Origin of the sequence: Clostridium nigeriense (genome assembly GCF_050585245.1) — a bacterium.
GTDB classification, from domain to species: Bacteria; Bacillota; Clostridia; order Clostridiales; family Clostridiaceae; genus Clostridium; species Clostridium nigeriense_A.
The window spans coordinates 74,114-88,499 of record NZ_JBNOOF010000004.1 but is presented as its reverse complement, the minus strand read 5'-3'; the positions used below and the strand labels follow the sequence as shown (position 1 = coordinate 88,499).

14 protein-coding genes are annotated in these 14,386 nt (G+C 30.1%); 10 read left to right on the top strand and 4 right to left on the bottom strand.

Annotated features, from left to right (window positions below; genetic code table 11):
- Window positions 1-43: 43 nt before the first annotated feature.
- The 7 genes from ACQPUY_RS08110 (at window position 44) to ACQPUY_RS08080 (ending at window position 6,242) form a co-directional block, all read left to right on the top strand.
- Window positions 44-823 (top strand): hypothetical protein, encoded by a 780-nt coding sequence (locus ACQPUY_RS08110; RefSeq protein ID WP_430840646.1) that lies wholly within the window; start codon window positions 44-46, stop codon window positions 821-823.
- A 157-nt stretch (window positions 824-980) separates the two neighbouring features.
- Window positions 981-1,427 carry a hypothetical protein gene (locus tag ACQPUY_RS08105; RefSeq protein WP_430840645.1) on the top strand — a complete coding sequence of 149 codons (447 nt, stop codon included), beginning with the start codon at window positions 981-983 and terminating at the stop codon, window positions 1,425-1,427.
- Window positions 1,428-1,439: 12 nt separating this feature from the next.
- Entirely contained in the window at window positions 1,440-1,592 is a 153-nt protein-coding gene (locus ACQPUY_RS08100; protein WP_430840644.1) for a hypothetical protein, read from the top strand.
- 256 nt (window positions 1,593-1,848) lie between these two features.
- On the top strand, window positions 1,849-2,730 hold the full coding sequence (locus tag ACQPUY_RS08095; RefSeq protein WP_430840643.1) for a LysR family transcriptional regulator: 882 nt from the start codon (window positions 1,849-1,851) through the stop codon (window positions 2,728-2,730).
- 81 nt (window positions 2,731-2,811) lie between these two features.
- Window positions 2,812-3,756 carry an NAD(P)H-binding protein gene (locus ACQPUY_RS08090; RefSeq protein WP_430840642.1) on the top strand — a complete coding sequence of 315 codons (945 nt, stop codon included), beginning with the start codon at window positions 2,812-2,814 and terminating at the stop codon, window positions 3,754-3,756.
- Window positions 3,757-4,026: 270 nt separating this feature from the next.
- Window positions 4,027-5,760, top strand: a complete 1,734-nt coding sequence (locus tag ACQPUY_RS08085) for an ammonium transporter (RefSeq protein ID WP_430840641.1) — start codon at window positions 4,027-4,029, stop codon at window positions 5,758-5,760.
- Between the two features lie 137 nt (window positions 5,761-5,897).
- Window positions 5,898-6,242: a YmaF family protein gene (locus tag ACQPUY_RS08080; RefSeq protein ID WP_430840640.1), complete on the top strand. Its 345-nt coding sequence runs from the start codon at window positions 5,898-5,900 to the stop codon at window positions 6,240-6,242.
- Window positions 6,243-6,503: 261 nt separating this feature from the next.
- On the opposite strand, the gene ACQPUY_RS08075 is transcribed toward ACQPUY_RS08080, so the two are convergent.
- The gene (locus tag ACQPUY_RS08075) at window positions 6,504-7,196 is read right to left on the bottom strand and encodes a hypothetical protein (protein ID WP_430840639.1); all 693 of its coding nucleotides are present in this window, start codon (window positions 7,194-7,196) and stop codon (window positions 6,504-6,506) included.
- Window positions 7,197-7,275: 79 nt separating this feature from the next.
- On the bottom strand, window positions 7,276-7,698 hold the full coding sequence (locus ACQPUY_RS08070; RefSeq protein WP_430840638.1) for a GNAT family N-acetyltransferase: 423 nt from the start codon (window positions 7,696-7,698) through the stop codon (window positions 7,276-7,278).
- Between the two features lie 189 nt (window positions 7,699-7,887).
- Between ACQPUY_RS08070 and ACQPUY_RS08065 the strand changes: the two genes are divergently transcribed.
- Complete coding sequence (locus ACQPUY_RS08065; protein ID WP_430840637.1) at window positions 7,888-8,028, top strand: hypothetical protein; 141 nt, start codon at window positions 7,888-7,890, stop codon at window positions 8,026-8,028.
- Window positions 8,029-8,077: 49 nt separating this feature from the next.
- Here ACQPUY_RS08065 and ACQPUY_RS08060 read toward each other — a convergent pair whose 3' ends face one another.
- Window positions 8,078-8,347, bottom strand: coding sequence for a hypothetical protein (locus ACQPUY_RS08060; protein ID WP_430840636.1), 270 nt, complete (start codon window positions 8,345-8,347; stop codon window positions 8,078-8,080).
- Between the two features lie 513 nt (window positions 8,348-8,860).
- On the opposite strand from ACQPUY_RS08060, the gene ACQPUY_RS08055 reads away from it, so the two are divergent.
- Together ACQPUY_RS08055 and ACQPUY_RS08050 are read left to right on the top strand one after the other, a co-directional pair.
- On the top strand, window positions 8,861-9,682 hold the full coding sequence (locus ACQPUY_RS08055; protein WP_430840635.1) for a hypothetical protein: 822 nt from the start codon (window positions 8,861-8,863) through the stop codon (window positions 9,680-9,682).
- Between the two features lie 51 nt (window positions 9,683-9,733).
- On the top strand, window positions 9,734-12,910 hold the full coding sequence (locus ACQPUY_RS08050; protein ID WP_430840634.1) for a right-handed parallel beta-helix repeat-containing protein: 3,177 nt from the start codon (window positions 9,734-9,736) through the stop codon (window positions 12,908-12,910).
- Between the two features lie 205 nt (window positions 12,911-13,115).
- Here the strand turns inward: ACQPUY_RS08050 and ACQPUY_RS08045 are convergent, their stop codons facing one another.
- A complete protein-coding gene (locus ACQPUY_RS08045; protein ID WP_430840633.1) occupies window positions 13,116-13,991 on the bottom strand; it encodes an AraC family transcriptional regulator in 876 nt (291 codons plus the stop codon).
- Window positions 13,992-14,386 lie beyond the last annotated feature (395 nt).

Here is a 14,386-nt window from a genome sequence, read left to right as displayed (position 1 = left end):
CATTTCGTATTGTAGCATGAATAGAAATTTAGGAGGAATTGATATGTTGCAATCAGGAATGAAATTTAATAACTACAAAGTGCTATGTGAGCATATGTCATGGAAAATATATAAAAGCGGTAGTAATTCATATAAGGCACAAATGAAGAAGCTGGATTCTTTATGTAAATGGCATAAGGAAAAGAGAGTATTCGTTATTGATGAGGTTTATTCTAAGCCATTATTAATACAAGATAATAGGAGAAAGAAATCTATTTATATTGATTTTATAAGGAAAGCATTGTTATTTAGTCTTCATGAAAATACAAATAATGGTGAGAATAATGACTTCATGAGTATGACAACTATTATTAAGCTTATTAGAGTATTTGAAGAAGAATTTTATAACATATGCACTAGGGAACAGTATATAAAAATAACAGGTAATTTAGATGTAAGTAATTTTTTATTAAGAGGTTTCAAAGTCGAAGCATTTGGAGAAGTTAAAAGAATAGTTGCAAGAGCTTTAACAAGTCTTAAGGGACAGAATGTAATATCATATGAGCAAGGAATTGTTATTGTAACTAATGATGGAGTATGTAGATTTGCTAATTCTGAAGAAGCACAACTAATTACTGATGATGAGTTTATACAAAATGTTTGTATATTGAGAAACTTAGTAAAAATAAGGCTTCGAGAATTTGCGAAAAGTAATTATAGAAGAAAAGTAAAAAAAAAATATGAGAAAACTGTATTTGGAGAACCTTTGTTAGAGAATAATCCTATTGCAGCATGCAATTATTTAAAAAGTTTTGAAAGATTAATAATATATTTTATTGTTTAAGGTACCCCGTTTAAAGACATGTATATATAATACTAATAAATATATACATGTCTTCAAATGGGGTAATAATATCTGAAATTGAAGCTTTGCTTCAATTTCAAAAGTGGGGAGCATAAGCGAACAAACTTATAAATGATAAAAAATGGAGGAATAATCTATGCTAACAAATGAGGAATTTAATGAAAGAATTTTTGATTTAGAAGAGTGTAGAGAAATAAGTTTAGATAGAAGAAAAAATATTAAACTTTTATACTGTGTAGAAAGCTCTAAAGAAAAATCAAATAAGATTTCTATAAATGAAAAAGCAAAGGTTAAAGTAATGCTTGATGTTAGTGAAGAAAGATTTTATAGAAGTAAATATATAAACTATAATACAGGTCAACTGAATATTATAAGAAAGAGAAATTTTAAAGCTTACTATTGTACCGATAGATATACATTAGAGGAACTTAAACAGGTAGAGCTGAACCAGATGTTAAATCATTATCATGAGATAAAGAGAAATACTAGAAAAGCTTTTATAATGTTTCTTAAGTCTTATGTAGTAGTAGATGAAGAATTACTAATCGAAATGATAGATATTATAAGCGATACAAGGCAATAGAAGTATAAGAAAATGACTATCTTAAAAAGATTTAAGAAAGAGAATTTACTTGAGATAGGAAACTTGTTTAAGGAACTAGAAGGTTTAAGTCAATTAGAGATAAGAAGAGTAAAGGAAATAGATGAATATAATAAAAAGTTAGAGACTCTAGATAATTTTGTGTAATTATCCTTCCTTTAGTTCTGAAGTGCTTCTATTAATTTTGTGATGACTTGTAGCTTGCGACGGAATAAGCAAAATTATATAGAAGTACTTTTTTATTTAGTTAAATTTCATTTTACAACTAGCTGAAATTATCGTTATAATTTTTCAAAAAATTTATATGACAGCTCTCTTGATAAACATCGACACTTATTAGTGTTTTTAGAATAGAAAATGATATAATAACAAAAAAAGAAGAGTTTATATGAAAGGAATTTATATGAAAATAGAAAAGCTTAAAGCATTTATTGATTTATATAATTGTGGTAGTTATACTAAGACAGCAAAAATTAACTATATTTCTCAAACATCTATTACTCAATATATTAACTCATTAGAAGAAGAATTCAATATTCAATTATTTGATCGTAGTGTGACACCTGTAAAGCCTACTTCAGCTGGTGAATTGTTTTACAAAGAAGCTAAACTTATTTATGAACAATACTTAAAAATGCAAGAGGTTATGGCCTCTTTTCATAATAAGCAAAGTATTCCTTTAAAAATTGCTTATACATCAGTTGTAGAAGCACAGATGATTCTTCCTTATATCATGACGTTTAAGAAAAAATATCCTCATATTAATCTTATTTTTAAACAAGTTTTGATGAAAGATTTAGCCAATGCTTTACATGCGGGAGTATATGATATTGTGATTACAATTGATTCGGAATTTGATAAAGAAAATGATATTGAAACATATTCCTTGTATAGTGGTTATTACAATGCTATTGTGAGTAGTAATCATCCTTTATATGATAAAAGTGAAATTACCAATGAGCAATTGTATAAATATCCTTTAATTATGTTAGATAAAAATATTATTGGTAAATCCTATGATAAGATGATAGAGAAGAGTCAAAAAGATGGGTATTTTCCTATCATTCAAAAGACTGCCCATGATTTTGATTCTGAAATGATTCAGATTATTGTTGATGATTTAATTGGTTTTATTCCTGATAATTATAAATTAAATGATTTTTCTTTAGAGCTTAGAAAGATACCTATTAAGGATTCTACACATACTTTTCAAATAGAATTAGGTTATTTAAAAAGTAACCATAATGAATCTATTTCTTTATTATTAGATATTATTCGAAAATAGAATAACCTATTATTATTTAGAATGATTGAATGATACTAATATTAGTTATAATAGATTTATCAAAAAAAAAGGAGAGAAAATATGGGTAAATTATTATTAACTGGTGTTGATGGCAATCTAGGTAGTATTGCTGCTAAAAAATTATTAGAAATAGAAAGTAAAGATAACTTAATTTTTTGTGGATATAATCCTGAAGTTTTAAAAAAATATGCTGACATGGGTATTGAAACACATATTACAAATTTTAATAAAACAGAAGGGCTAAAAGAAGCATTTGCTAATGCTGATAGGTTAGCATTAATCTCCATGCCATTCGTTGGTCCTAAAAGACAAAAGGCACATCGTCAAGCTATAGATGCTGCTAAAGCTGCTGGAGTGAAACAAATTATTTATACTTCTTTAGTAAATGCTGCAGATGAAACCAATCCAAGTGTTGAAAAGAAAGATCATATTTATACAGAAAATTATATAAAAGATGCTGGATTAGATTATATTTTCTTAAGAAATTCTCAATATGCTGAAGCAATGATTACGAACTATTTTACATATGTTAAGGGTGATGGTGTATTAAAGAATTCTCAGGGTGATGGTAAAATGGCTTATATTTCTAGGGTTGATTGTGGTAAAGCAGTTGCTTATGCTTTACATAGAGGTAGTGAATATCATGAAGCCATTCTAAATATTAATGGTTTAGAATTAATGACTATTTCTAATTTTATTGAATATGGTAATGAAGCAACAGGAAACCATGTTTCTTATCAAGAAATTACTGATGAAGAAAACTATCAAGTCTGGGATGCAATGGGTGTACCTAGAACAACAGATGGGAATTTTGATGAAGATTCTGAAGCACCATTCTCAAGTGATGGTATGGTTACATTTGCACAAGCTATTAGACTTGGAAAAATGGATACTTTTACAGATGATTTTAAAAAGTTAACTGGTGATGATCCTATTAGTGTCTCATATATGTTTGAACATGCTGATGATTTCCAAGTAGGAGAAAGACATTCAAAAGATGATTAAAGAGATAATTTTAAAATAGTGTAAGAAAATTAAGTAGGGAAAATAAGTATATAGATATTATTTATGGATTAGTAAAAGAGTATAAGGTAAAAATACTGAAAATAAAAATAGTGAATTTAAAGTAGAAAATAAAATGAAAAAAATTCCAAGTAAAATATTGACATGTTTTTTTACTGGTGATATCATATTATCAATAACAAGAAGAGAGCAGAGACGTTCTTAGAAAGAATGTCTCTGCTCTCTTCTTTATTTAGTTAGGGGGTATTATATATGAATACTACAATGATTATTGACACTATGTGGGTATTTCTTGCAGCTATTTTAGTTTTCTTTATGAACTTAGGCTTTGCATCTGTTGAATCAGGTTTTGCAAGATCAAAGAATACAGTTAACATTCTATCAAAGAATTTTATCGTATTTGCTGTTTCATCTCTAGGATTTATGCTACTTGGATGGGGGTTCATGTTTGGTGGGGACAACCCTTTCATTGGAACTGAAAATCTTTTTATTTTAGGAAACTCGGATCTTTCTTTTTATAATGAAACATTGACATCCAATGTTCCTTTCTGGGGGAAATTTTTCTTTCAACTAGTTTTCTGTGGTACTGCAGCAACTATAGTTTCAGGTGCAGTTGCTGAGCGTGTAAAATACATCTCATTTATTATTTTCTCATTTGTGCTTACTCTTATTATATATCCAATAATAGGTCATTGGATATGGGGAGGTGGCTGGCTTTCAAATTTAGGATTTATGGATTTTGCAGGTGACACTGTTGTACATTCAGTTGGAGGTTGGGCAGCTCTTGCAGGTGCATTAATTCTTGGGCCTCGTATTGGAAAATATGGTAGTGATGGCAAGGCAAAAGCTATTCCAGGACACAATATGTCCCTAGCAGTTATAGGTTTATTTGTTCTTTGGCTTGGTTGGTTTGGTTTCAATCCTGGATCAACAATGAGTTTTCAAAATCCAGCTGATGTAATGCATATATTGATGACAACTAACACTGCTGCAATTGCAGCTGTATTAACATCTACTGCTACTGCTTGGGTTATAATAGGAAAACCTGACTTAGGAATGACTATAAATGGTTGTCTTGCAGGGCTAGTTGGAATTACAGGTAGTTGTGCTTATGTTAGTATTGGGGCTTCGTTATTAATTGGAGCTATTTCTGGTATCATAGTTGTATTTGCAGTAATGTTCTTTGACAAAATAAAAGTTGATGATCCAGTTGGGGCAACAGCTGTGCATCTTTGTTGTGGTGTTTTAGGGACAATCTTTGTGGGATTATTTGCAAAAGAAGGGGTTACAAGTTTATCTACTATAAATGGTTTATTTTATGGTGGTGGATTTGAATTACTTGGTGTTCAACTTATCGGAATTATTGCTGTAGGTGCATTTGTATTCACTTCATCTTTACTTGTTTGGTATTTAATAAAGATTACACTTGGAATTCGTGTATCCCCTGAAGAAGAAATTGCTGGTCTTGATATTGGGGAACATGGAAATATAGCTTATCCAGACTTTGTTTCAGTTACTACTACAACAGAATATACAACTAGTGTGGAAGAGTTAAAATCAAATAATACAGATATTTCTAATGTTTCAGCAGATATTTCAATTCCTGTTGTTCACAAAGAACACTCTGATGAAAAAATGACGAAGGTTACTATTATTACAAATCAAAGTAAATTTTCAGAATTGCAAGATGCACTTGAAAAGCTTGGAGTAACTGGACTTACAGTTACAAATGTTCTAGGTCATGGTATGCAAAAGGGAAATCCAACTTATTTCCGAGGTGTACCTATGGATACAAGACTTCTTCCAAAGGTTAAGATTGATGTTATAATATGTAAAATTCCAATTCAAACCATTGTTGAAACTGTTCAAAAGGTACTTTATACAGGGAAAATTGGGGATGGAAAAATATTTATTTACGATGTAGAAGATGTAATTAAGATTCGTACAAATGAACATGGATACGATGCATTACAGGATGAGGAATAGAAAAAAATAGAGAATACTATACCATAAAATTTCATTGCTTAATAACGATAATCTTTACGATTTTTTATATCATAGTAACAAAATGGATATGTTTTAAATACTATATATTATGTAACAAAAGAGAAAGGGGTTAAGCCATGAAATATTGCGAATCAGAGCAAAAACACGTTCATGAATTTGTTGGAAGTGTAAAATTAGCTGAACTTAATAGTGATGACGTTCATAATCATCGCTTTGCAGGGGTTACTGGGGAAGCTGTACCTTGTAAGGGAAGCCATATTCACAGAATATTAACTAGAACAGATTTTTTTAATGATCATTTTCATATAATTGATGTATTTACTGGCCCAGCAATACCAGTAGGTAATGGAAGACATGTTCATTTTGTTTATGCCTGTACAAAGGAAAGAGATGGTCATAAGCATATGTTTAGGATTGCAACTTTAATTGAAAATCCTATAGGTGAAAATGATCACTGCTAGATTTATTATAAATTGGCAGTGCAGTAGAGATGAATTTAATTCTAATATATTATTCTAGTTAAGTCTAAATTTTGAGATAGTAAGTATATTTGTAAGTATATATTTACTATCTTTTTTATGTTATATAAATGTTATTCATTCACTTAAAAGTTTATCTTATAATAAAAAATGGCTATATCTAAGTGGATAAAAAAACACCTAGATATAACCAATCTAAATTTTAAAATACATAATTAAATATTATTTAAAATGACATTTGTTTTACTCATTATCTTTTGAAGGTTCATCAACATACTTGCAGCATTTGTAGGAGTACTCGCAGCAATATACCTTTTTCTTTTCATCCTTCTTTTTATCTTTACAATGATCGTATTTGTCATCATCTTTCTTGCAATGTTTGTCATAGTTTTTGTAGTCATCGTCTTTTTTACAACATTTATCCTTGTCCTTATCTTTGTCTTTATCGTCATGCTTTTTGCAGCAATCATCGTAATCTTTGCCATAATCTTTTTCTTCACATTTTTTACGCCAGTTGTAGTAATTTTCGTAAGAATGCTCTTTCTTTTTATCATCATCTTTTTTACAGCATTTATCTTTGTCTTTGTCCTTATCTTTATCTTCATACTTCTTACAATATTTTTTATAGTAGATTTCTTCACATTTCTTATGCCATTCATTGTAATCTTCGTAATCTTTCTTTTTTTCATCTTTGTCTTTATCTTTACAATGGTCGTATTTGTCATCATCTTTCTTGCAATATTTATCCTTGTCTTTATCTTTGTCTTCATGCTTTTTACAGCATTTATCTAATTCTTCTTTTTCTTTTTCTTTTTCATATTTTTTACGCCAGTTGTAATAATCTTCATAAGATAATTCTCTCTCTTCATCTTCTTTACACCATTTATTGTACATCATATTATATTCATCCCCATTAATTATAACGTATTTGAGCATTACATTTCTGTATTGCACATATTCTATAATATGTAGCTGAGAAGCTATATGTTACATAAATGATATTAGATTAAAAATTTTACTTTATAAAATTTTTATTTTTCATTCTTTCCATATCTATAAAAAGCCCCATACCTGTTTTTAATTTTCTAAAACCTAAGCTTTCATAAAAGCCTTCTTTACCAGGAGATGCATATAGAATAAAGTTACAAGTTGGAGTATTTTTAATTATATTTTCTATAATTAACTTTCCAATGCCTTTACCCTGATATTCAGGAAGTGTTGCAATATCATAAATTGCAGATTGGCGAACTCCATCTGAGATAGATCTTCCAAATCCAATTAGTTTTTCATCATCAAAAATAAATACAACAGTATAGCTATTTTCAAAAGATTTTTTATGAATATCTACATCGACATAAGACATACCAACTGTTTTTAATATATTTCTAACTTCATGCCAATTTATATTTGCACAATTATTTTGAACTTTTATACTCATAGTCTATTCCCCTTTAATATAATATGATGATTTGATTTTATCATAAATTAATAATTATAAGGAAATATTTGTTAGAGTTAAATTTTGAATAAATTTTAGGGTATTTTTTAAAATATCTCTCAAACTACGTATTTAATAAGTGAGGATGATAACTTCCTTAAATAATTATATAAAAGGAGAGGATTTTAAATGGCTTTAATTCAAAGACTTATTTCATCGGATAAGTATAGCTTAAAATGTCCATATTCAATGATACCGAGGGGAATTTGTATTCATAATATTGCAAATGATACAATAATAGCTAATGAAATTTCTTGTATTTTTATTTGAATGAGGTTTATATTTTTTAGCTAATTATTAATTTAATATGAATTTACAGCTATGGAGTATTTTTTGAAACACTCTCAGTTAATGCTTCAATAAATTTTTTAGAGGCTTTTGAAAATACCTGATATTTTTTCCATACAATGCTAAGGTTGCCTTTCATTATAGGTGAAAAGGGACGAAAGCATAATTCACTATCTTCTCCTGTATAAATAAGCTTATCAAGTGCTATGGCATATCCAAATCCCTCTTTCACAAGCAAAGAAGCATTGTAAATTAAATTATAGGTTGCAACGATATTTAGATTTTGCAAATCCCTTTTCATCCAACTAGAAAATTATCTTTGAAGTCCTATACGCTTTGGTGCAATAATAGGAATAGTCTCCAAGTCTTTTGGCTCAATAATAGCTTTGTAGCTAATGGGCAGTCATTTCTCATCAATAACCCCCAGGTATCAGCTGTAGCTAAGTGAAGACGTTCATATTTTGATAAATCCAATGGAAGCTAAAGCTTGGCTAGATACTTAAATTAATAAATCACAAATTTTGGTTGAAGGGTTTTAAATTTGAGAAGTGCAAAAAATTATGTATAAAATACACAGGACAAATATCAAATTAATTATATAAGTTACTTTTTTTATTTACATAATTTACAGTAAAAGGATTGTCTGAAGTGAAAGAATGTAATAAAAGAGTAATAGTTCCGAATTGTATAAAAATAACCTTAAAGATAGTTGGATTGTGCAAGAAACTTTTAGATAGAAGAGTTATTATAGTAATATACAAGAATATTAATTGAAAAACGTGATATAGAGTAAGACCATGGAGGGGGTAATGCTTTGAAAATGAAGAAATCTTGGATTGGCATATGTGTATTTGTAATGATTATAATGACAATCATACTGGTAATAGAGGGGCAGTCAAGTGAAGAGGAACAGATACAGAAAGTTGTGACTGTCATACAGGAAGAAGAGTTCCAGTTTTATTGTGATATTGTACAAAAAGAATATAAAGGCACAGATGAAGAAGAGTTATACAAAAAAGCAAAAAAATATGCAGAAGAAGTTTATGCACAGTTTGCATTAGGAACAGAATATCGTTTGTGCAAGCCGTATTCATATGAGTCGCTGAAAATGGATGTGGAAGCTGAAAATCAGCAAAGAAAAACAAAAAATGATGAGGGAGAAGTTGTGTATGGAGTATTGGAATATAGTATGGACGGCTATCTTCGATATACATTGAATAATCTAAAGCTGAAAACTGTAGATTATCTTGTGAAAAGCCATGACAGAGATTTGGAAAAAGAAGCAAAAAAATATCTGGATAAAAATCCAGATAAATTTGAGACTGTTGAAAAGATTGAATACCACTTAGGGGATGAAATAAAAACGATTTCCAGAGCTGAACTGCCGACATTGGAAAAAACAAACAGTGAGCTGTTTGAATATTTATATAATGGAAAAGAAGGAGATACATTTTCAATTGTACTAAATGAAGAAATCATTGATGGAGAAATAATAAGTAAAGAGTTGAATGTAATCGATTTTGGGAAAGATAAAGCCGCTGTACTAAGAACATATATTTCAGATGTATATTATGGGCAGCTAGTTGATAGGATGACAGAGGCAAACCCATTGGAGTTTGAATTAAATAAGGAATAGTATAAAAACATTCCTAATTTAAGAATATATATAAAGGGGAGGAATAGAATTATGAAAGGAAAGACTGTAAAACGTCTTCTGGCAGCTGTTTTATCAGCAGCGATGGTGGTAACAATGTTTCCGGCATGGGATGGATCAGGAGTTATTGTTGCAAATGCAGCATCTATAGTAACAAACGAGAATCTTTTCAAATATCCAACATTTGAGGAAGATGTTCCGTTGGAAGAGCATAATGACAGTAATCAGAATAATAAAGTTGGAAACTGGTTCTATTATCAGAATACGGTGAAGAAAGAACAAGGAAATGCGCATACTGGAGAGTGGGCCGTATCTCTTGGAAAGACAAATGATGCATTGGAGCAGGATATACCAAATCTTCAGAAAGGTGCAACTTACAAGGTATCTGTGTGGGCAAAGAACACCAATCCGAGTAATGTTAGAGCATATCTGTGTCTGAAATTTTATGGAGGAAATGAGAAAAAGGTAGTGATTGACTCAACAGAGTACAAAAAGTATGAAGTGGAGTTTATATATACCGGAGATACATCGGGCAAAAATACGAGAACTGCAATATGGGTAGAAAGTGGAACAAACGGTAATATTTATGTAGATGACTGGGCATTTGAGATATCTAGCAACCTAAAGAGCCTAAGTGTAGACAATGGTTCTTTAAAAGCAGAGTATAAAGAAGATTATACAGGTGAAATGAAGAGTACAGATTTTGATATTTCTTATACGTCTTCACTAGAACCGGACGTTGCGAAAAAGCTAGATATTACAGAAGAAAGTGTATCTGGCAGGACTTTGACAATGAAATTTGACCAGATTGTAGCACAACCTGTAGAGCAGAACATTACAGTAACATCAACATACAAACCAAACAATCAACCATTGATTGTAGACTTTAAGGTGGATGCATCCGGAGAGGAAATTGTAGAGGATGCACTGACAGAAATTTCAGCAGAAAATGGAACTGTAACAGCAAATATTGATAAAATTCCTACAATTGCTCCGGTAAAAGGTGATTTTACATTAGAGTACAAAGTAAATGACGGAGAATTTACTCCAGTTGAGATTAAAGAATTTGCATACGATAAAGCAAATAAAACAGTTACTTTACAGTTTGATAAAATATCAGCAGAAGTTGATGCTAAGAATGTTACGGTAAAAGTAACATATAAAAACGTATCAAAGACTGATGATTTTATAGTAGAAATTGGAAGTGGCATAAAATACTATGTTGATGCTTCTGGAGGAAATGATAGCAATGACGGAATGAGCGAAGCTACTGCATGGAAAACAATTAATAAAGTAAATACAGTTGTGTTTCAGCCAGGAGACCAGATTTTATTCAAAGCAGGTGAAGAATGGACTGGAGCGTTGAAACCACAGGGTTCTGGTGTAGATGGTGCGCCAATAATAATTGCAAGTTATGGGGAAGGTAAAAAGCCTTTATTAAAACCAGGTGAAGATTGGACAATTTCACATATGAATATTGCAAATAAAATTGTACGCTCTCCGAGAGTAAACAATGTTATTACATTTTACAATCAGCAGTACTGGGAAGTGAGTGATCTGGAACTATGGGATCCAACTTATGAACAGAATTCAAATACCAATGTATATCGTAGGGGAATTAATATAAGTGCCCAAGATCAAGGTGACCTTTACTATTTTAAGTTCGATAATCTGACAATTCATGGATTCCGTGGACCGATATCAAATGAAGGAAAATCATCAGGCGGAGTTATTATGACTGTTACAACAGACTTGTATGATGCTTCGAAGAGAATTCCAACAGCAGTACATGACATAAGCATAACAAATTGTGAAATGTATAATTTAGGAAGATCAGGAGTGAACTTTATATCTCCTTGGACTACAAGAGAAGGAGAGAAGTGGAATGAATATAAACCATTTGGATATAATGGTGTTGGAGCATGGAAACCATATGAAAACTTCCATCTTAGCAACAATACAATTTATAATATTGATGGTGATGGAGCAATCATAGATGGATGTAAGGATGCGGTTGTAGATCATAATACAGTACACCGTGCGGTATATAATTGCTGGTTTGGTGTAGGTCTGTTTAACTGGAACTCAGACAATGTAGTTTTTGAATACAATGAAGTGTATGAATCATCACCAGCTGATGCTCTTCTTGGAGCAGGTGATGGACAAGGAATTGAAATTGATGCTCTGAATCAGAATACACTTGTACAGTACAATTATCTGCATAATAATGCAGGAGGTGTGTTTATGTGGTGTTCTACGGAAGATTTAAGAGCCTTTGATGGAATTTACCGCTATAATATCAGCCAGAATGATGGCGCAAAACACGGCGTAATTGATTGGCGCCCAGGACACGAAGGAAGTATGGCTTACAACAACACGATCTATCTGGATGATAGTGTTGAAAGAACATGGATGAACAATGGTTATACAGGTGGAAAGAGTGATGGAAAATTCTATAACAATATCGTTGTTAATAAAGGAAAAATGACAGTAGATTCTTTCAATGAACAGGAAATTGATTATGAAAGCAATATCTTTAACGGTTTTGATCAGGTTCCGTCTAATGATAGTACTATAATTCAGGAAGATCCAATGCTTGTTGCACCAGGAACTGGGGAAAAAGGTATTGATAGTCTGGAGGGATATAAGCTTAAGAGTGGTTCTTCAGCAATCGATGCAGGCGTGAATATTGAAAATAATGGTGGAAAAGATTACTTTGGAATAGCACTTACTGATGGAAAGACAGATATCGGGGCAGCAGAATATGTAGCATCTGATAAGGCTGAATTGGGAGAAACTATAAAAGAAGCGGAAGAAATTGATAAAACACTGTATACGGATGAAACTATAGAAATATTGGAAGAATCACTGGCTCAAGCAAAAGAAGTGTTTGATAATCCAGATGCAAAACAGGATGAAATAGATGTAGCTATAGCATCATTAAGAGCTGCCATTGAAGGGCTTGTTAAGAAGGATGACGGAATAGTAATACCTCCGATTCCAGAAAAACCAGAGGAGCCACAAAAACCTACAGACCCTGAGAAACCACAGAATACAAATGGAGCACAGGATACAAAGCCACAGGCTTCTGATGAGAAAGAAGCTGTTAAAACGGGTGATAGTTCAGCAGCTATACCGATGGCAGTTTTATCACTTACAGCATTAGGGATCATCATTATAGTTAAGAAGAGGAGAAAATTTTATAACTAAAAATTAAAATATAATAAAAGGCTGTCGTTTGAGCTAATAAATCAGACTTACGACAGTCTTTTTAGTAAGTGTTTCAGAATAGTATATCTATAAATTTTTTATTTACATAATCCATTATCACTATAAAAATTTATTTATGAGTTTATTTTATTACTTTAACTATTTAAATGATATACATGGATTTTTTTTTATTTATTAAATTGCATTAATGTTGAATTAGCATATTTTTATATTTACTAGGATTAATACCAATAATATTTTTAAATAATCTAGAAAAATGTTGTATATCTCCAAGCCCAACACTCAATGATATATCAGTTAATGAGTTATCTGTAGTAGCCATTAAATCTATCGACTTATTAATTCTATAAATATTTATATATTGAAGTACTGTTAAATTAGTTGCTTCATAAAATAATTTTCTTAAATATCGAGATGATATATTAAGATAATTCGCAATATCAGAGATCAATATCTTTTCAGAATAATTTTGTTTTATGTATTCAAAGGCAAGAAAAACATAGTTAGAAGTACCATTCGATTTAGAAGTTGAAAATAATGATGAGATATTTTCTTTCTTCATAAAATATATTAAAAGTTCTGTTAAATGTAGAGTACATAGTGTTTCTGAAAATTGATTTGAATCGTTTACTTCGTCGATAATTAAAAATAGCAATGAAATCATGTTTTCATCAGCTACTAATTTATAGTAACTATTTATTGAAGATAGAATTGAGGATAGATCTATATTAAAAACTTCTTTATCCATAAAAATAGAGCTTAATTTGTATGGATCAAAATGAATATGAATAAATCTACAAGATATATTCGAATCTAGATAAAAAGAGTGAACGGTATTAGTAAGTATAATAATAATGTTACCGGCTTCAGACATTACAGTTTCCTTTCCAATATCCATTTTACAAGAGCCTTCTATAAAGTAATATATTTCAATACTTTGATGTATATGTTTTGGAAAAGAATAAAAATTATTTTTTTCTTGAATGTTAGCACTTAAAATAATTTTTTTGTTTATAGGTGTTGAATTATTAGTTTGCATACTTAAATCAATTTGATTCATTTTAAATCTCCTCTTATAATTTATTTTGTGTAACTAGTTTTCATTGAATTTCCAGCACCTAAACTTGCTACAATCAAAAAAGAATTACTGGAAGCTTTCTTTAGACGTTAATAATATATATTTTTAAACTATTTAATACCTTTGGTAAATAAAGAATAAATACTAACTTCCTTTTCTTTAATATTATTAGTTGAACCTAATAATTTATTTTTCTTATCTTTAACAAATGAAACACCAAGTGAAATTATATAAAAATGAACTATACAAACAAAGAGATATAATATATTTGCATAGTTAAAATAATTACTCCATGTATTTTCTAAAATCTATCTGCAAGTATGGTAGCATATAAATCTATAAGGAGTTAATATCTTGTTTAAGAATTTAATTTATTC